Annotated in this window: 19 protein-coding genes; 8 read left to right on the plus strand and 11 right to left on the minus strand. The window is 54.9% G+C overall.

Annotated features, from left to right (window positions below):
- Nucleotides 1-30: 30 nt before the first annotated feature.
- The gene (locus tag OTG14_RS06180) at nucleotides 31-654 is read right to left on the minus strand and encodes a glutathione S-transferase family protein (protein ID WP_267214735.1); all 624 of its coding nucleotides are present in this window, start codon (nucleotides 652-654) and stop codon (nucleotides 31-33) included.
- A 428-nt stretch (nucleotides 655-1,082) separates the two neighbouring features.
- Between OTG14_RS06180 and OTG14_RS06185 the strand changes: the two genes are divergently transcribed.
- Nucleotides 1,083-1,538 (plus strand): hypothetical protein, encoded by a 456-nt coding sequence (locus OTG14_RS06185; protein ID WP_248164271.1) that lies wholly within the window; start codon nucleotides 1,083-1,085, stop codon nucleotides 1,536-1,538.
- 44 nt (nucleotides 1,539-1,582) lie between these two features.
- Here OTG14_RS06185 and OTG14_RS06190 read toward each other — a convergent pair whose 3' ends face one another.
- Together OTG14_RS06190 and OTG14_RS06195 are read right to left on the minus strand one after the other, a co-directional pair.
- Entirely contained in the window at nucleotides 1,583-1,993 is a 411-nt protein-coding gene (locus OTG14_RS06190; protein WP_248272129.1) for a YybH family protein, read from the minus strand.
- 450 nt (nucleotides 1,994-2,443) lie between these two features.
- A complete protein-coding gene (locus OTG14_RS06195; RefSeq protein ID WP_267214736.1) occupies nucleotides 2,444-2,575 on the minus strand; it encodes a hypothetical protein in 132 nt (43 codons plus the stop codon).
- A 242-nt stretch (nucleotides 2,576-2,817) separates the two neighbouring features.
- On the opposite strand from OTG14_RS06195, the gene OTG14_RS06200 reads away from it, so the two are divergent.
- Nucleotides 2,818-3,180 carry a YcgJ family protein gene (locus OTG14_RS06200; RefSeq protein WP_198313997.1) on the plus strand — a complete coding sequence of 121 codons (363 nt, stop codon included), beginning with the start codon at nucleotides 2,818-2,820 and terminating at the stop codon, nucleotides 3,178-3,180.
- Between the two features lie 298 nt (nucleotides 3,181-3,478).
- Here the strand turns inward: OTG14_RS06200 and OTG14_RS06205 are convergent, their stop codons facing one another.
- Nucleotides 3,479-3,805 carry a hypothetical protein gene (locus OTG14_RS06205; protein WP_157189061.1) on the minus strand — a complete coding sequence of 109 codons (327 nt, stop codon included), beginning with the start codon at nucleotides 3,803-3,805 and terminating at the stop codon, nucleotides 3,479-3,481.
- 159 nt (nucleotides 3,806-3,964) lie between these two features.
- Here OTG14_RS06205 and OTG14_RS06210 point away from each other — a divergent pair, with 159 nt between their 5' ends.
- Nucleotides 3,965-5,035, plus strand: coding sequence for a GlxA family transcriptional regulator (locus OTG14_RS06210; protein ID WP_267214737.1), 1,071 nt, complete (start codon nucleotides 3,965-3,967; stop codon nucleotides 5,033-5,035).
- Between the two features lie 113 nt (nucleotides 5,036-5,148).
- Nucleotides 5,149-5,394 (plus strand): hypothetical protein, encoded by a 246-nt coding sequence (locus OTG14_RS06215; RefSeq protein ID WP_267214738.1) that lies wholly within the window; start codon nucleotides 5,149-5,151, stop codon nucleotides 5,392-5,394.
- A gap of 146 nt (nucleotides 5,395-5,540) precedes the next feature.
- On the opposite strand, the gene OTG14_RS06220 is transcribed toward OTG14_RS06215, so the two are convergent.
- The 3 genes from OTG14_RS06220 to OTG14_RS06230 all read right to left on the minus strand — a co-directional run bounded on the left by OTG14_RS06220 (nucleotide 5,541) and on the right by OTG14_RS06230 (nucleotide 7,225).
- Nucleotides 5,541-5,756: a DUF6500 family protein gene (locus tag OTG14_RS06220; protein ID WP_135346244.1), complete on the minus strand. Its 216-nt coding sequence runs from the start codon at nucleotides 5,754-5,756 to the stop codon at nucleotides 5,541-5,543.
- Between the two features lie 94 nt (nucleotides 5,757-5,850).
- Nucleotides 5,851-6,168, minus strand: a complete 318-nt coding sequence (locus tag OTG14_RS06225) for a YebG family protein (protein WP_032657529.1) — start codon at nucleotides 6,166-6,168, stop codon at nucleotides 5,851-5,853.
- A 76-nt stretch (nucleotides 6,169-6,244) separates the two neighbouring features.
- Nucleotides 6,245-7,225, minus strand: a complete 981-nt coding sequence (locus OTG14_RS06230) for a nitrilase family protein (protein WP_248272126.1) — start codon at nucleotides 7,223-7,225, stop codon at nucleotides 6,245-6,247.
- Nucleotides 7,226-7,325: 100 nt separating this feature from the next.
- Between OTG14_RS06230 and OTG14_RS06235 the strand changes: the two genes are divergently transcribed.
- Nucleotides 7,326-8,240 (plus strand): LysR family transcriptional regulator, encoded by a 915-nt coding sequence (locus OTG14_RS06235; protein ID WP_196761056.1) that lies wholly within the window; start codon nucleotides 7,326-7,328, stop codon nucleotides 8,238-8,240.
- Here OTG14_RS06235 and OTG14_RS06240 read toward each other — a convergent pair.
- The gene (locus tag OTG14_RS06240) at nucleotides 8,164-8,514 is read right to left on the minus strand and encodes a helix-turn-helix domain-containing protein (RefSeq protein ID WP_061715355.1); all 351 of its coding nucleotides are present in this window, start codon (nucleotides 8,512-8,514) and stop codon (nucleotides 8,164-8,166) included. The genes OTG14_RS06235 and OTG14_RS06240 overlap by 77 nt on opposite strands.
- 336 nt (nucleotides 8,515-8,850) lie before the next feature.
- Between OTG14_RS06240 and oqxA the strand changes: the two genes are divergently transcribed.
- Nucleotides 8,851-10,026, plus strand: coding sequence for a multidrug efflux RND transporter periplasmic adaptor subunit OqxA (oqxA, locus tag OTG14_RS06245; RefSeq protein ID WP_148769459.1), 1,176 nt, complete (start codon nucleotides 8,851-8,853; stop codon nucleotides 10,024-10,026).
- Nucleotides 10,027-10,049: 23 nt separating this feature from the next.
- Complete coding sequence (oqxB, locus tag OTG14_RS06250; RefSeq protein ID WP_024909113.1) at nucleotides 10,050-13,202, plus strand: multidrug efflux RND transporter permease subunit OqxB; 3,153 nt, start codon at nucleotides 10,050-10,052, stop codon at nucleotides 13,200-13,202.
- 66 nt (nucleotides 13,203-13,268) lie between these two features.
- Here oqxB and oqxR read toward each other — a convergent pair whose 3' ends face one another.
- The 3 genes from oqxR to OTG14_RS06265 all read right to left on the minus strand — a co-directional run bounded on the left by oqxR (nucleotide 13,269) and on the right by OTG14_RS06265 (nucleotide 15,952).
- Nucleotides 13,269-13,748, minus strand: a complete 480-nt coding sequence (gene oqxR, locus OTG14_RS06255; RefSeq protein WP_024909112.1) for an efflux pump transcriptional repressor OqxR — start codon at nucleotides 13,746-13,748, stop codon at nucleotides 13,269-13,271.
- 138 nt (nucleotides 13,749-13,886) lie between these two features.
- Complete coding sequence (locus OTG14_RS06260; protein ID WP_267214739.1) at nucleotides 13,887-15,275, minus strand: sensor histidine kinase; 1,389 nt, start codon at nucleotides 15,273-15,275, stop codon at nucleotides 13,887-13,889.
- Nucleotides 15,275-15,952, minus strand: a complete 678-nt coding sequence (locus OTG14_RS06265; RefSeq protein WP_061715351.1) for a response regulator — start codon at nucleotides 15,950-15,952, stop codon at nucleotides 15,275-15,277. The genes OTG14_RS06260 and OTG14_RS06265 overlap by 1 nt, the downstream gene beginning before the upstream one ends.
- Before the next feature lie 203 nt (nucleotides 15,953-16,155).
- On the opposite strand from OTG14_RS06265, the gene OTG14_RS06270 reads away from it, so the two are divergent.
- A complete protein-coding gene (locus OTG14_RS06270; RefSeq protein ID WP_267214740.1) occupies nucleotides 16,156-16,992 on the plus strand; it encodes a MipA/OmpV family protein in 837 nt (278 codons plus the stop codon).
- The last annotated feature ends 201 nt before the right edge of the window (nucleotides 16,993-17,193 follow it).

The raw sequence follows: 17,193 nt of genomic DNA on the forward strand, positions 1-17,193 counted from the left end.
TCGTTGCGGTATTCATTCAGGCATTAAGTTTTACACCATGCCGTTATTGCCGTGACGCAAAAATGCCGGACGCTGGTTAAGGCGCTCGAACCAGGCCTCAATGGCGGGCACGTCTGGCTTATCAAACGGCGTCATTTTCCAGCGATTCACCGACAGCCCAAGCACCACGTCAGCGAGGGTAAACGTCTCGCCCGCCGCAAAGGCCCCGGTGCGCTGTAACTGGTTTTCCAGAATGGTGATGCAGTGGTTCCACTCTTTGATTCCCGCCGCAATGCGCTCAGGGTCGTTAAAGTCCGGGTTTTTACGCCCCAGCGCCGGGAAGACATAGCGCCAGGCGTTGTTAAATTCAGTGGCCTGCCAGTCCATCCAGCGCTCAACGTTGGCGCAGGCCTGCGGTTCTGCGGGCAGCAGATCGTGACGTTCGGCCTTGCGCGCCAGATAACGGCAGATGGAATTGGACTCCCACAGCACGAAATCGTCATCGATCAGCACCGGCACCATGGCGTTGGGGTTCAGGGCGCGGAAGGCATCCGTTTCCGTCGAGGCAAAACCGCTGCCGTAATCTTCCTGTTGATACGCGAGGCCTGTTTCTTCGCAGGTCCAGAGTACTTTACGCACGTTGATGGAGGTGGTTTTGCCGAGGATGGTGATCATTGCGCAGGTGTCCTTTAGAGGAATGAATTGTCTAAAAACAATACACCAGTTGCACGGGGAAGGTTGGGGCAAAATTTGGTGGGGAGTGCTCTGTCTGGCCCCGGTAAACGTTTCTGGAAGGCGCCTCGCAAACCGCAAAGTAACCTTGTGAAATTCAGTGTTATGACTTTTCCTCAACGGAGCGCAGTCGTAAAGTGCCTGCGTTGCGGCACATCCGCAATCGGGCGTAGGAACCCGTCAACCATATAGTGACATTACGTATGTCGCAGCAGTGCCGATCTCGTTACAATAACGGTGGCGCTGGCGGAGCAGCCGTAAGGCTGGCCGTTTTTCTATATGGGCGGTATTCCTACCTCTGTCAGCGCTACCCCCCGAGCGTAGGAACTCACTGGGTGGTTAAATGAATTGCATATAGAAGGATGCCTTGTATGGCTACTATCCCAACCCTGACTTATCTTCCATCTGACGAAAACGTCATTCTGCAACTTATCTCCCGGCCGCTTCCGGCTGATGCCGATCTGTTTGTCGTCGCCGACAACTGCGCCGCACTGGTGAGCGTGCTGGTCGAAATCGATGATGTCGCGAGCCGCACTGCGCTGTGCGAGCGTCTCCTTCAGACCCTGCGCAAGCTGCGTGAGCTCTGCGATGCCGATCTTCCGCCATACCTGATTGAACAGTTGATCATGGGTGAGAAAATCAACTCCTGCGTGCCGGACTGCTGGCAGGACACCCTGACTCAGGTGGACTACGTTCTGGCGCTGACACAGGCGGTGATGGGGGGAACGCTGCCCGCTCACGTAGCGAAAGAGCTGACGGGCCTGCTGCACGATATGGTGTGGCTGCTGGCTGAGTTTGTGAGAGAGCCACGCATCACTACACATTAAGGGCTCAGGCGTGGAGGGGCGGCAGTGCCCCTTTGAAAGTGTGATTAACGCGATCGGTTCCCGGTATCCAGAAGCGACGTACCGTAAGAGTTGTCGATGGTACAAAGCCAGCGACCGTCGCTTTCCTGTCGAAAAACATAGGTCGCGCGGCGCGACATTTCTGTTATTCCACCCTGACCATCAGGAAAACGCAGAACGGTTTCCATGATAACGAGGGCATTACCGCCACCTTCGATCACCTGCATCTCCCCTTGTTCGACGATCAGCTGATCCTGAAAATAATCAGAGATGGCAATAAACGCGCTGCGGATGTTCTCTTTGCCTTTAACCGTCATGCCTGGCTTGACCACCAGAGCTGCGTCTTCGGCGTAGTACTCCATCAGGGCGTCATAGTTTTTGGTGGTGATGGCGCGATCGCAGGATTCGATGATCTGGCGTAGCGGATGCGGGGTCATGCGCGTTTCCTCGTTGTAGTGGGTAACGCGTATTAACATAACAGTCTGGTGTGTTTGTATAGCTACCAGGTTTTGTGGCGGGGCGGCATGATATACGGCAGTTATTGTTCAAGCGATTGATCCAGGCTTAAGAGAAACCGGCTTACGCCGGTTTTTTTACATGTACCAGCCCTTAGCTAGTGTGACATGAGTTACAACAGTAATAGCAACCATTAATCCTGTTATTCGGCCAACGGCGTTTGGCATCAAGAACAGCGCCATGACAAGATGGATGAAAACCTAATGAAATTTGATTTTCTGAAGCGGGCATATAGGTACAACCATTAGTCACATCATGTACTTCATGGTCACCATTGGCTTGCTGATTTTTGTTAATAACGTAATTAGGCATAACACTCACCTCATTCTGAGTATGAAAATAGTGTGCAGTGCTCTTTTCCGGAGGAGGTACTACTCGCCTTTTTTATGGTCGTGCTCTTTCAAACCTGGATGCTTTGGTTTGTTTTCAGGCGTAACTCTTTGACGTTTATCTTCTTTACCAGTTGATTTGGCAACCGGCTTTGGACCAGGTTTAATCCCCATATAAATCTCCTGAGTGACAAGTAGATTTGAACTTACGTGCTGTGGTAGTAATACCATAAATAGTTATGGGGATAATTCTTTATAAAAACAACTGGAGCGTATTTAAAAGCTTGGGCTTTGTCACACTGCAGTGGAATAATTTATCTGTAAAGTCCAAAAAGAGCAGAAGGCTTAGCCTTTCAAACTAGCTCGGGACTTTTCAGGATTAACCAGCATTAACCTTGTTTTTAAAGAGATGTTCAGTGAAAAATTTATCTATCGCTCTCAGTCTGGCCATTATTGTGTCCCTATCCGGACAGGCGGCTCAGAATAACAACCTGCAGTCCCCAGAACGAGGAGTGCTGTGTGATCGCTATATGTGTGCCAGTGGCACAGAAGGTATTTCACAAGCACTGACTGAAAAATATCTTGGTAAAAAAGTAGCTGCCAGCCTCTTTGCGCAGGGTGACTTTGACAGGACTGAGTTTACTTTTTCGAACGGCATTTTTTGCGATACAAAAGAGCAATTATGTCGCGGGGACCGCTACTATGGAGCTGATGGTAAACGCAGCGGGACTAGTTCAGACAAGTACACAAAATTACTCTTCGGCCACCCCGGGAATTAAAATAACCCTAGCCCCCCTCTCGGAGGCTGATTTAAACCAAATCAATTTGATGTCATGAGCTTATCCTTCTAATCGCCCACATCCCTTGTGTAAATACAGCTCACAGCTATCCGGACAGGACATCCACGTGCATTCGGGTTACGGGCGCAGTTGACATACACTCAACGCCCCCGGTCAGCTCCCTGCAGGTTAAGCGGTATGGAAGCTTTGCCGTACTTACTCGCGTTAGGTGGCAAGAGACGAAAATGTGAAATGCGAAGACGCTTCAGAGAAATAAGCGAATGAATATATAATGACATTACTTCCGCGTTTCCAGCCGTAGCGCCTGCGTCGGTTCTCGCGATAATAACGTACACACCGTCCCCTGACCCGAATCCGCATAGATAAACCGGAATCCATTACTCACCGAAAGAATATCCCCATTGGTAAACGTATAAAAACGATTATTCTGGCTGCGTCTGGCATCGGAAATATAAAACAGATTGTTCTCCCACAGCACGCTGACGTGCTGGTATGAATGGAATGTCACTTCCGCCCAGCCTCTGTCTGGGCAACGTAACGTCACTTTCTCCCCGGCTAATGCCGGCAGAGGCTGCAGTAATAAGGCAACCAGTGCCCTTTTCATTATTGTTGCCATGGTTATTATCGTTCTCATCCTGATATCGTTGTGCGATAAGGTAATCAACCCCGCAGCTGACGCATTGGATCACAGCGACATTTTGCATAAACTGACGGACATCTGCAGAATAAACGCCTCTGTAACTGGCTAAAGGAGACCGCCACAGTGACGGAACAGACGCGCGATATTTCCTGGCAATTTATCGATGAGATAGATAATTTTTCTGAGGGATGGACAAACGGCGGCGGGCCGGAACTGAGTATAGGGATCCTGCTGTGGCCCGAGTTTCCCCTGATGTCACTTGCCGGATTGCTGGATGCACTGCGTCATGCGGCGGACATGGGCGACAACAGCCAGCAGGTACGCTGTTCGTGGACAATCCTGAGTCACGATCCCGGGCTTCGCATGGCGTCGAGTTCCGGCATCACCATTCAGCCCGACAGCGGCTATCTACCGCCGGAAACCTTCGACTATATCGTGGTCATCGGTGGGCTGCTGCGTAGCCTGCACCTGGGGAGCCCGCTTAGCAGGGAGTATCTGCACGTCGCGCGCGCCGCGGGCGTGCCGATCGCCGGGGTGTGTACCGGTAGCTTTGTGCTGGCGGAGGAGGGGCTGCTGGCAGGAAGGCGGGCGTCACTGCATCCGTTCCATATTGCAGATTTCCGTGCCCGCTTCCCTGACGTGTATGCCAAAACGGGGAGCGATTTCATTGATGACCGGGGCGTGCTGACCTGTCCGGGCGGGATATCCACCATTGGTCTGGCGAGCGAACTTATCCGTCGCCACTGTGGGCCGGATCGCGCCACCAAAGCGATTCACCAGATGGCGGTACCGAACCGCATTGATGCTGCGCCGGTGTCCGTTTCGCGCGCGATTGGCTTCACCCGCGTGGCGGATGAACGCCTGCGCCGGGCGGTGTTCCTTATAGAGCAGTCACTGGTGCGCCCGATCAGCACCGGGTGGCTGGCAGACCAGGTAAATATTAGTGCCAGGCAACTGACGAGGTTGTTCCGCCAGGAGTTCGAACAGACGCCCGGCGAGTTTATTCGTGCTGTGCGACTGAAATATGGCCGCTGGCTGCTGAAGAACTCAGCGGAGAGCGTCACTGAGATTGCGCTGCGTACCGGTTTCAGCGATTGTGCGCACTTTATTCGCGCCTTCCGTCAGCGATACAAGTGCACACCGGGGAATTACAGAGCTTCGCGCGAGCCAGAAAATGGCCAGAATCTGTTTTGAGCGAGGAGCGGAAGTTTAAGTTTCTACTATTTTTAGCTGCCAGATTCTGGAAAAAATAATACATAGCATACTATTTTTGCGACCCCAACCAGTACTCCGGATATATTGATCGTATGCGTAAATTACAAAAACTAGTTGCAGCCGAGCGTACCCCCTTTTCACCGTACAGCAGCCTCTCTCCGAAGGAGATATCTCGTATTGCATCTAAATGTCGGAGAGATGAAGTTGCCGATGCGCATATCTTGATAAAGGAGTTCATGGCTGAGTTGGCCACAGTTCCTGATTGGGATGGTGATACACATGATGACATCTGGAGGTCCATCGAGCTGTTCAGAGCAATCCTGCAAAAGGTGAGATAAAAAATGATGCTAGCGTCCCTTCCCGGCACGATGTTGCAACAGCAGCTACTTTGGGTTTGACCAGATCACAGCCTCTGGCCTGGAAATTGACGGCGAGGTATTGCGAACCTGCTCTTTGCGTTTCAATCTAGGTTTAGACGCAGGTTTTACAGGGCTAAAACAAGGTTTCTGATCTTTTCAGCCTTTTCAAAATGGTCCAGCTTCATCTCCATAATCCACCAGTGCGCCACTTCCATAAGCAGTTCAGGATCGTCGTTTTTATTAGCAAAAAAAGCATAAAACGAAAGCCCAACATCGCTTCCCTTAGCGGCGATTTTTGAATCACAGATCCTGATGATTTTTTCCTTCATTCCTTGCCGCACGTCATCTCCTTTACGCTTTTCATGTTCGGGCTAAAAAAAGCCGCAAGCAGATGGCTGCTTACGGCTCCAGGGTCGGTGATAATTTTTCTGACAATCAGGCCGCTTTCACAGCCCTGATTTTTTTCGTGTCAGCCGCGTCGGATTCAGTTTTATCCGTTGCAGCTGGGGCATTGAGATCGGGAAGCTTGCTGGTACGCAGAATATGCTGCACGGTCTCCTTCTGCTCGGCGAGATACAGGCCAAGATTTTCAGCCTGCGTTTCATCCATCTGCATTCCGCTTTGCAACAGCCAGTCGGTGAACGCGTCTGCCATATCGAGCAGCTTGTCGTGAGCGTCAGCCTCTTTCTTACTGGCAAATGTCATTTTCTCTTCACCTTTTCTTACGACAACAAATTTTGTTTCAACAGCCATTATGCGCACCTCATACTGTAATTATATACAGTATAGCAGCTCCGGGCTTATGATGCAGCTAAAAATTGCTCACATTTTAGCGGGCAGGGGGCACATTCGAAAAGCGTGCGCTGATCGCATCACGTTCATAGCCCTGCGGCTGCGTCAGTATCTGGTATAAATCAGGGCGGCGACCGTGGATCCAGCGGCGTCCGGTGCTCATAGCAAGCAGGCTTAAATCGAGTTCAGCGCTCACCATCGCATCTTCAGCCGCCCAGGTTTCGTTCACGATCCTGCCATAGGGGTCGAGGATCATGGCATTGCCCGTGCGCACTTCGTCATCATCGGCACCGACACCGTTGCTGAAAAGAAGGAATAACCCGTTGTCATGCGCGCGGGCTGGCAGCCAGCGCATGAGCCATTCCCGACCGCCTGGCCCTTTGAATGCAGCCGTAATTTCTTCCTTGCGCGTTTCCCGCTCCTCCCAGAGCGCCAGCGGAATGGGCTTCATCCCGTGAGGGCTGCGGGAATCAGTACCGCCAGTTTGATGCGGTGCGAGAAGAATATCGGCACCCAGCAGCGCCGTCGCGCGCACGTTTTCGACCAGATTATTGTCCCAGCAAATCAGGATACCGACCTTCACGCCCCACGGCGTATCAAAGACGGTAAAGCTGTCCCCGCTGCTGATGGCCGGATGTTCAAATGCATGGAGTTTACGATGCGTATGCATTGAGCCATCCGGCATACAGGCAACATACGCATTGTAGAGTCGGCCATCGTCGGCGCGTTCAATAAGCCCGGCGCCAATAAGCATTTGATGTTTTATCGCCAGGGAACGAATGAGCGTCAGGGAAGGGCTGTCTGCAACCGGCTCTGCCAGCGCAGACACCTCCGCTGCGGTGAGCTTAGGGACATGCCAGTAGCCGGTGATGCACATTTCAGGGAAAGTGAGAACGTTCACCTGCTCAAGCGCCGCCTGTTCAATAAATTTCTCCATTATCAGGAGATTGTATTTTTTGTTACTGGCCTGATGCTGAAACTGTACGGTTGCCGCCTTTAAGGATGTCAGTTCGTTCATGTTGCGTCTCCGGTTGTCATCGAGACTGAATTACATAACGATTGCCGATAACTGTATAATCAAATCATTTCCGAGTTCGATAACCATCTGGAATGCAAAAATGAACACCCGGTTGCTAAAGGCCTTTTTGATACTGGCTGAAAAGGGAAATTATGCCGATGCGGCGCGGGCGCTGTTTATCTCGCAGCCGGCATTAACCAAACAGATTAATCTCCTCGAATCCCTGGTGAAGATGTCGCTTTTTTCACGAGGTCGTCACGGCGCAATACTGACGGCCAGCGGGAGGCGTTTGCTGCCAGAGGCTGAAAAAGTGGTCAGGCAGACCCGGCAATTTATGCAGCATGCTGAGCGGGTATCAAAAGGCGTGGAGGGGCATATCGCCGTCGGGTTCGGACTCTCAAGCTTTTATCTGGCGCCACGCTGTATCGCTGATTTTCGTCGAGACTATCCGGAAGTAGAGATGTCATTGACGGATCTGCCTTCCTTCCAGCAGTACGAGCGATTGCAAAATGATGAGCTACAGGTCGGTTTTGTCAGGGTTCCTCCTCCCGTGGAGCTCGAATACCTGCCGTTATTTACCGATCGGCTGGTTCTGGTTGCGCCCGCCGCGTCGCCAGCAATGTCTGCTGCAGAGTGGCTCACGAAACGCCCTCTGTTGCGGCTGTATGATGAGCGAGGGCGGGGTTTAAACGCGCAGATTGACCGCTTCCTGCATGACAACGGTCTTTTCATCTCTTCGACTCAGCTGACGGACGATATCCAAACTATCGTCGCGATGGTGGTTGCGGGTATCGGCGTGGCCATTCTGCCCACCAGCGTGACGCATATCGCGCCGCCGGAGCTGGCGATTATTCCGCTAACGGGGGAGTCAATCAGCTGGGAGGTGGGTATTGCCTGGGACGCAAGCAGGGAGGATGTCATCCGTGACAATTTCATTGCTAGCGTAGCTGCTGCGTTTCCGGGCCACCCATGCTCCGCCGCCATGCCCCAGGCGCCTGACCATACTGACGCTTAAAGCTGCGGTTGAAAGACTGCTGGGAGTCAAAGCCAAGTGCTATCGCCACGTTCAGAATCGGTTCATCGCTGCGGGTTAAGCGCTCAACCGATTTTTGCAGCTTTTGCGCGCGAATATATCCGGCGAGGGGATAGCCCGTATGCTCTTTGAACAGGCGCTGGAGGTGCCATTTTGAGTAGCCGGAACGCCTGGCGACGGACTCAATGTCCAGACGGCTATCCAGGTTGTTGTCGATCCAGTCGAGTAAATCATGCATAAATGCGCCAGTGTTCATCTGGTTACCCTCACGCTGCTTGTCTAAACGTATCTTTGTCTGTTGCATTAAAAGGTGGCGCGTTTTTGTAGTAATTGCAAGTTTTATTGTTGCATTTAAATCCCTGAGCGAAACGGGTCTTTTTACATCCGCTCAAATAGCACATAAAGTGCAACAATTATTCTTGCACTTAGTTAAGCGCCTTCCTACAATCGCCGCGATAGTGTACTCGCAACTGTTACAGTTTTGTGGCGATGAACGACACAAATGGCCTTGAGACAGCCACCGGACAAAGGAAGTGGCGCGGTGCCTCCTGCTGCGTCTTGCCCGGCGGCGATAATGACTGGAATAAAAATAATGAGCCTGCAAAAAACCTGGGGTAACTTTCATCTGAACGCGCTGGGGGCAATGTTGCTCTCCGTGCTGCTCGTCGGATGCGATAACAGCGTCGCGCAAAATGCCGCGCCGCCTGCGCCCGCCGTCAGCGCTGCTGACGTGGTGGTGAAATCTATTAGCCAGTGGGATAGCTTTAACGGACGGATTGAAGCGGTGGAGAGCGTTCAGCTACGTCCGCGCGTTTCCGGCTACATTGATAAAGTGAATTACACCGACGGCCAGGAAGTGAAGAAGGGCGAGGTGCTGTTCACGATTGATGACCGAACCTATCGCGCCGCGCTGGAACAGGCGCAGGCGAACCTGGCGAGAGCCAAAACGCAGGCCAGCCTGGCGCAAAGTGAGGCTAACCGTACCGATAAGCTGGTCAATACCAACGTTGTCTCCCGTGAAGAGTGGGAGCAGCGTCGTTCGGCCGCCACTCAGGCGCAGGCCGATATTCGCGCCGCGCAGGCGGCAGTGGACGCCGCGCAGCTCAACCTGGACTTCACCAAAGTCACCGCGCCTATTGATGGTCGCGCCAGCCGGGCGCTGATCACCAGCGGGAACCTGGTGACTGCGGGCGACACCGCCAGCGTCCTCACCACGCTGGTCTCGCAGAAAACGGTTTACGTTTACTTTGACGTGGACGAGTCAACCTACCTTCACTACCAAAACCTGGCCCGCAGCGGGCAGGGGGCGTCCAGCAATCATACGGCGCTGCCGGTTGAGATTGGCCTGACGGGCGAGGAGGGCTATCCCCATCAGGGCAAAGTGGACTTCCTTGATAACCAACTGTCGCCAGGTACCGGCACCATCCGTATGCGCGCGCTGCTGGATAACGCGCAGCGTCAGTTCACGCCGGGACTGTTTGCCCGCGTACGCCTGCCGGGCAGCGCCGAGTTCAAAGCTACGCTTGTCGACGACAAAGCGGTGCTGACCGATCAGGATCGTAAATACGTCTATATCGTGGATAAAGAGGGGAAAGCGCAGCGTCGTGACATCACGCCGGGACGTCTGGCAGACGGTTTACGCATCGTGCGGCAGGGGCTGAACCCAGGCGATAAAGTCATCGTCGAGGGTTTACAAAAAGTGTTTATGCCGGGCATGCCGGTTAACGCGAAAACCGTTGCCATGACCGCCACCAGCGCCCTCAACTGATCCCTTGACCTGAGAATCCACCCATGGACTTTTCCCGCTTTTTCATCGACAGGCCGATTTTTGCCGCGGTCCTGTCGATTCTGATCTTTATCACAGGGTTAATCGCCATCCCGCTGCTGCCGGTGAGCGAATATCCTGACGTCGTGCCGCCAAGCGTGCAGGTGCGTGCGGAGTACCCGGGCGCCAACCCGAAAGTGATTGCCGAGACCGTGGCGACGCCGCTGGAAGAGGCGATCAACGGCGTTGAGAACATGATGTACATGAAGTCCGTCGCGGGTTCCGATGGCGTGTTGGTCACTACCGTCACCTTCCGTCCGGGAACCGATCCGGATCAGGCGCAGGTTCAGGTGCAAAACCGCGTCGCGCAGGCCGAAGCGCGTCTGCCGGAAGACGTGCGGCGTCTGGGCATCACCACCCAGAAACAGTCCCCGACGCTGACGCTGGTGGTGCATCTGTTTTCGCCTAACGGTAAGTACGACTCCCTGTATATGCGTAACTACGCCACGCTGAAGGTGAAGGACGAACTGGCGCGTCTGCCCGGCGTCGGCCAGATCCAGATTTTCGGCTCGGGTGAATACGCGATGCGCGTCTGGCTGGATCCCAACAAGGTGGCGGCCCGCGGGCTGACCGCTTCGGACGTGGTCACGGCGATGCAGGAGCAGAACGTGCAGGTCTCCGCCGGACAGCTTGGCGCCGAGCCGCTGCCGAAAGAGAGCGATTTCCTGATCTCCATTAACGCCCAGGGGCGTCTGCATACCGAAGAAGAGTTCGGCAATATTGTCCTGAAAACAACGCAGGACGGCACGGTCGTCCGCCTGCGCGACGTGGCACGTATCGAAATGGGCTCTGGCAGCTATGCGCTGCGTTCCCAGCTGAACAATAAAGACGCGGTCGGGATTGGTATCTTCCAGTCGCCGGGGGCGAACGCCATCGATCTGTCTAACGCGGTGCGCGCGAAAATGGACGAGCTGTCCACGCGCTTCCCGGCGGACATGAAGTGGGCGGCACCTTACGATCCGACGGTCTTTGTGCGCGATTCGATCCGTGCGGTGGTGCAAACGCTGCTGGAAGCGGTGGTGCTGGTGGTGCTGGTGGTCATTCTGTTCCTGCAAACCTGGCGCGCGTCGATCATTCCGCTGATCGCGGTGCCGGTGTCGGTGGTGGGTACTTTCAGCATTCTCTACCTGCTGGGCTTCTCGCTGAATACCCTCAGCCTGTTCGGGCTGGTGCTGGCCATCGGTATCGTGGTGGACGACGCCATCGTGGTAGTGGAAAACGTCGAGCGAAATATCGAAGAGGGGCTTGCGCCACTTGCGGCGGCGCATCAGGCGATGCGCGAAGTGTCCGGGCCGATTATCGCTATCGCGCTGGTGCTGTGCGCGGTGTTTGTGCCGATGGCGTTTCTGTCGGGCGTTACCGGCCAGTTCTACAAGCAGTTTGCGGTGACGATCGCGATATCTACGGTGATTTCAGCGATTAACTCGCTGACGCTCTCTCCGGCGCTGGCGGCACTGCTGTTAAAACCGCACGGCGCGCCGAAAGATTTCCCGACCCGGCTTATCGATCGTCTGTTCGGCTGGATTTTCCGTCCGTTTAACCGCTTCTTCCTCCGCAGCTCGAACGGCTATCAGGGGCTGGTGGGCAAAACGCTCGGACGACGCGGCGCGGTATTTGTGGTGTATCTGCTGCTGCTCTGTGCCGCAGGCGTCATGTTTAAAGCGGTGCCCGGCGGGTTTATTCCGACACAGGACAAACTGTACCTGATTGGCGGCGTGAAAATGCCGGAAGGTTCATCGCTGGCGCGCACCGATGCGGTGATCCGCAAAATGAGCGAAATCGGGATGAATACCGAAGGCGTGGACTATGCGGTTGCGTTCCCGGGGCTGAACGCGCTGCAGTTCACCAACACGCCGAATACCGGGACGGTGTTCTTCGGCCTGAAGCCGTTCGATCAGCGTAAACATTCCGCGGCGGAAATTAATGCGGAGATTAACGCGAAAATCGCGCAAATCCAGCAGGGCTTTGGCTTCTCCATTCTGCCGCCGCCGATTTTAGGGCTGGGTCAGGGGTCGGGCTATTCCCTGTACATTCAGGACCGCGGTGGTCTGGGCTATGGCGCGCTGCAAAACGCGGTGAACACCATGTCCGGTGCGATTATGCAGACGCCGGGAATGCACTTCCCGATCTCAACCTACCAGGCTAACGTGCCGCAGCTGGACGTGCAGGTTGACCGCGATAAGGCGAAAGCGCAGGGCGTGTCGCTGACCGATCTCTTCGGGACGCTGCAAACCTATCTGGGCTCGTCGTACGTCAATGACTTCAACCAGTTCGGGCGCACCTGGCGCGTGATGGCGCAGGCCGACGGGCAGTTCCGCGACAGCGTGGAAGATATTGCGAATCTGCGCACCCGCAACAGCCAGGGCGAAATGGTGCCGATAGGCAGCATGGTGAACATCACGACCACCTACGGGCCGGATCCGGTGATCCGCTACAACGGTTACCCGGCGGCGGACCTGATTGGCGATGCCGACCCGCGCGTGCTTTCATCTGCGCAGGCGATGACGCAGCTGGACGCGATGTCTAAGCAGATCCTGCCGAACGGGATGAACATCGAATGGACGGACCTGAGCTTCCAGCAGGCCACCCAGGGGAATACGGCGCTGATCGTCTTCCCGGTCGCGGTGCTGCTGGCGTTCCTGGTCCTGGCGGCGCTGTATGAAAGCTGGACGCTGCCGCTGGCGGTGATCCTCATCGTGCCGATGACGATGCTTTCCGCGCTGTTTGGCGTCTGGCTGACCGGGGGCGATAACAACGTCTTCGTGCAGGTAGGGCTGGTGGTGCTGATGGGGCTGGCCTGTAAAAACGCCATTCTTATCGTGGAGTTTGCCCGCGAGCTGGAAATTCAGGGCAAAGGCATCATGGAGGCCGCGCTGGAGGCGTGCCGCCTGCGTTTACGCCCGATTGTGATGACCTCCATCGCCTTTATTGCCGGGACCATTCCGCTGATCCTTGGTCACGGCGCGGGTGCAGAAGTGCGCGGCGTCACCGGGATCACGGTCTTCTCCGGGATGCTGGGCGTGACGCTGTTTGGCCTGTTCCTGACGCCGGTGTTTTACGTGACGCTGCGTAAGTTAGTGACGCGTGGTAAAGAGGAAAGGGAAGTTCTGCCTGCCTAGGGATATTGCAGATAATAAAAAACCGCCTTCATAGTGAAGGCGGTTTTTTTCGCAACAAATAACGCGTTACGACGTTTTTTGATACTGGGCAATGAGGTCGGGGAGCGGATCCCATCCGCTGCTGTCGGCATTTTTGACCGCTTCCAGGGCGCTTGCCACGGTATGGCGGGCCAGTACCGCTAACGACGCCTGCTCAGCTTCTTCGGAAATCGATTTGAAATACCAGCAGGCGTTCGCGCTGACCACGCAGCGGGCCGGTACGTCAGGGCGCGACGCCCACAACTTTTTATCTTCGATGACCGAAAGGTAGATGTCGCGCAGGGAGATCTCTTCCGGCGGGCGACCAAGGTGAATTGAGCCGTTACGGCCAAGCGTTGAGACGATAATGCCGTCACGCGTCAGCGGAACCATCAATTTGCGGATGAAGCTCGGGTTCGCTTCCAGACCGTAGGCCAGAATCGCACTCGTAGAACGTTCACCCAATTGCTCCGCCATCGCTACGCTGAGAACCATCTGCAAAGCTGTCGGGAAGCGGTAATCTAACATTTTTTGTATCCTGGGTTGCGGTGAATCTTGTTCTTTTTGGCACCGCAGAGGTGAATAAGCAATAAACAACAATATAACAAATACGGTAATTATTTTGAAGCAATCTGCGGCATTTGCGATCAAACCCCCTGTTCTGCTTTAGCTAAACGTGCGGTTCGGGAAGTCAACCGTCACCATGAGGCCTCCTTCAGCGGAAGTGCTCAGGTTTACGCTGCTGCTGTGTTGCTGCGCCACCGCTTTGACGATGGCAAGCCCTAGCCCGCTGCCGCTTTGCACCTGATTGGGATCGCGGAAGAAGCGGTCGAACACGCGCTCCCGCAACTCGGTCGGAATGCCGGGGCCTGCATCTGAAACGCGAAGCCGCGCGAAGCTATCTACTACACGGACATCGACCTGAATCCGCCCGCCCTCGGGGCTGTACTTCACGGCGTTCTCAATAAGATTATCAATGAGTGACACCAGACGTTCCCTGACGCCTGAGATCCAGATTTCATCCTCGGCGAAGAATTCCAGCTCAATGTCGCGCGCAGACGCTAGCGGCTCCAGCTCGGCCATTCGTTCCTGAATAAGCGTTGTCAGCGGCACGGGCTCCATAGCCGTATCAATACGCGCTTCACTGTGCATCATCAGCAGCAGTTGGTTGACGAGACGCGCGGCGCGGCTGTTGCTGCGAACCACTCCCGCAAGCAGCTCCTGCTGGTTCTCGCTGATGACCCAGGACTGCAGCGCTTCCACGTTGATGCGCATCGCCGCGAGGGGGGTACGCAGCTCGTGCGCGGCATCCGCAATGAAAACCCGTTCCCTTTCCGCGCTTTCACGGACTCTTGCAAGGAAGTCATTGATCGCGTCCACCATCTGACGAAGCTCCCTGTGCCTGGGAACGGCTTTTAAGGGGGAGAGATCGTCAGGCGTGCGTAACGTAATTTCATTGACCACCTTACTCCAGGGGCGCATCGCAATGCGTATTGACAGCCATGCGGGAAACAGCAGAAAAGGGAAGCAAACCAGCAGCGGCAGGATGTAGTAGCCACGTGAGTTCAGATAGATAAAGAAGTTCCAGCCGCTGGCTGGGGTGAAAAGGGTAACCTCCACATCGGAGTGAGGGGATTTGAGGGTGCGGCTGGTCCAGGTACGATCTCCACTCTGAACGTGCTCCAGTTCGCCGAACTGGGTGTTTGTTATCCCCGCGGGCGCACCGTCTGAGGCAAAAATAACGGTATTATTTTTGCGAACGATGAGGTTAATCGACAGCACGGGATCGTCCCCGCCGCCGTAACCTTCACGAAGGGCCTGGCTGAAGTCTTCCAGCACGGCGGTACGGTCCTGCGGGCGTCCGTCCATACGCTCGGCCAGGGTAAAAACGGTGTCGTACGTTTTACTGCCCGTGAGGATGGGAGGGCTGCGCAGGTCCTCCCAGAGAATGAAGGTTAAAAAAAGACACCACAGCAGGGTCAGCAGCAGCATCTGGGCGATGATAATTCGACGTACCAGCGTCGGGCGTCTCAGGTGATACCAGACGTTTTGCATCAGCCGGTCACCTTCTGAATGGATACGGTATCAATGACGTACCCGACGCCCCGCACCGTTCGCACATAGCCGTCGCCGATCTTTCGCCGCAAATTCCCCATATGCACGTCGAGCGCATTACTGAGGTTCTCTTTGTTGCCGAATATCCGTTCTTCCAGAAACCGTCGCGTAATCACGCGGTCAGCGCGCAGCATCAGCGTTTCCAGTAGCGCGTATTCACTGGCCGTCAGATCGATATGGCGCGCACTTACCGTCACGCGACGCGTCGGGACATGAAGAGATAAGCCTCGAATTTCTATCGCCTCATTCTCGAAACCGTAGCTGCGCCGCGCCAGGGCTCTGACTCGCGCGAGCAGCTCGGCGAGAATAAAAGGTTTGACGAGATAGTCGTCTGCACCGGCATCCAGCCCGCTCAGCCGATCCTGCAACGTGCCTCGCGCCGTCAGGATGATGACCGGGATTCCCTTGAGCTGCTGACGCAAACGCGTCATCAGGCTCATGCCATCGCCGTCAGGCAGTCCCAGGTCGAGCAAAATAAGTTCCGGCACGCAGACGTCCAGCTGATGCAGCGCATCCTCTTTACGGCGGACCCATATGACGTCAAATCCTTGATCTGAGAGGGCGATACGTACGCCATTGCCGAGATCGAGGTCGTCTTCGATTAGTAGAATTTTCACACTGGTAACTGTATCAACCGTGAATGAAGAACATCTTAAGAAAAAAACGGTATCAGGAAATCTGTCCGGGTTACAGCATCTGCTCGCGCTTCAGTGTTTCTTCATTTTCGGCTCATCAGAACCTTAGGGTCAGTATTCAAAATGGGCGTTCTGGCGGTTAACCGCATGCATTGTCATCATTTGAATCCAAAAGGGCTTCTGTAATGAGAAACATCGAACTGCGTCATACGTTCCCCCATTTACTTTCGGGCCGCAGCCTGAAAAACATCGCGCCGGGCGTCGTTCTGGCGTTACTGGCCGCGCCCGTACTGGCGGCAGAACAGAGTCAGGATAACGTCTTAACCCTGGGGGGCGGCGTGGACGTCGCGCCACGCTACTCGGGTTCAGATAAAACTCGCGTCAGCGCAGCTCAGGTGGTGGATTACGCCATGGCCAACGGTTTTTTTATCGGTACCACGCGGGGGATCGGTTACGGCAACAACATTGGTAACCTGGATTACAGCGCAGCGCTGAGCTATCGAGTTGGTCGTAAAGATAAAGACGTGAGCAGCGATTCGATCAGCTCCGGCAGCGACGAGCTACGGGGGATGGGCGAGATAAAAGGCTCGGCTGTCGTTGTGCCTGGGCTGGAGTACAAGGTGACCGACTGGCTTCATCTGCAGCTGCAGGCTGAGGTACCGGTTTCTGAAAGGGACAACGGTGAAGCGGTACATTTCGGCATTTCCAGCCCGTTCTACACCTCACCAAAAAATGCGGTGACGCTGGCGCTGACCGGCAGTTGGGGTTCCGGCAAGTATATGCAGACCTACTACGGGGTAAACGCCGCCCAGTCGGCCGCATCGGGATTTGCCCGACATGACGCCGGGGCCGGGATTTATGCCTGGTCGATGAACCTTGACTGGACCCACAAGCTCACCTCTCGCTGGAGCGTGCTTGCCTCAGCGGGCGTTACGCAGCTGACGGGGGATGCGGGTGATAGCCCGATTGTGCATCGTAAAACGTCGCCTGCGGGGAGTTTGAAGGTGACGTACAGTTTTTGATGGTTGGCCGTGGTGGCTTAACGTTTTGAGCGCGCACTAACAGTGTAGATAAACCGCTCCGGTTGAGATGGCGGGGCGGTTATCCTTGCTGATAGTTACAGCACTGCACACGTGGTTGTCGGATTTATCTAAAGCTCCATTGTGCTGTAATGACAAACACGGAGGGGATGATAATATCCACATCCATTCCAAAATAAGACA

It is taken from the genome of Enterobacter pseudoroggenkampii (assembly GCF_026420145.1).
Lineage (GTDB): Bacteria > Pseudomonadota > Gammaproteobacteria > Enterobacterales > Enterobacteriaceae > Enterobacter > Enterobacter pseudoroggenkampii.

Coding starts and splice junctions, on each gene's coding strand:
- oqxA (WP_148769459.1), top strand. CDS start 8,851: ATGAGCCTGCAAAAAACCTGGGGTAACTTTCATCTGAACGCGCTGGGG.
- OTG14_RS06240 (WP_061715355.1), bottom strand. CDS start 8,514: ATGAACACTGGCGCATTTATGCATGATTTACTCGACTGGATCGACAAC.
- oqxR (WP_024909112.1), bottom strand. CDS start 13,748: ATGTTAGATTACCGCTTCCCGACAGCTTTGCAGATGGTTCTCAGCGTA.
- OTG14_RS06225 (WP_032657529.1), bottom strand. CDS start 6,168: ATGGCTGTTGAAACAAAATTTGTTGTCGTAAGAAAAGGTGAAGAGAAA.
- OTG14_RS06195 (WP_267214736.1), bottom strand. CDS start 2,575: ATGGGGATTAAACCTGGTCCAAAGCCGGTTGCCAAATCAACTGGTAAA.
- OTG14_RS06215 (WP_267214738.1), top strand. CDS start 5,149: ATGCGTAAATTACAAAAACTAGTTGCAGCCGAGCGTACCCCCTTTTCA.
- OTG14_RS06260 (WP_267214739.1), bottom strand. CDS start 15,275: ATGCAAAACGTCTGGTATCACCTGAGACGCCCGACGCTGGTACGTCGA.
- OTG14_RS06180 (WP_267214735.1), bottom strand. CDS start 654: ATGATCACCATCCTCGGCAAAACCACCTCCATCAACGTGCGTAAAGTA.
- oqxB (WP_024909113.1), top strand. CDS start 10,050: ATGGACTTTTCCCGCTTTTTCATCGACAGGCCGATTTTTGCCGCGGTC.
- OTG14_RS06235 (WP_196761056.1), top strand. CDS start 7,326: ATGAACACCCGGTTGCTAAAGGCCTTTTTGATACTGGCTGAAAAGGGA.
- OTG14_RS06190 (WP_248272129.1), bottom strand. CDS start 1,993: ATGACCCCGCATCCGCTACGCCAGATCATCGAATCCTGCGATCGCGCC.
- OTG14_RS06185 (WP_248164271.1), top strand. CDS start 1,083: ATGGCTACTATCCCAACCCTGACTTATCTTCCATCTGACGAAAACGTC.
- OTG14_RS06205 (WP_157189061.1), bottom strand. CDS start 3,805: ATGAAAAGGGCACTGGTTGCCTTATTACTGCAGCCTCTGCCGGCATTA.
- OTG14_RS06270 (WP_267214740.1), top strand. CDS start 16,156: ATGAGAAACATCGAACTGCGTCATACGTTCCCCCATTTACTTTCGGGC.
- OTG14_RS06230 (WP_248272126.1), bottom strand. CDS start 7,225: ATGAACGAACTGACATCCTTAAAGGCGGCAACCGTACAGTTTCAGCAT.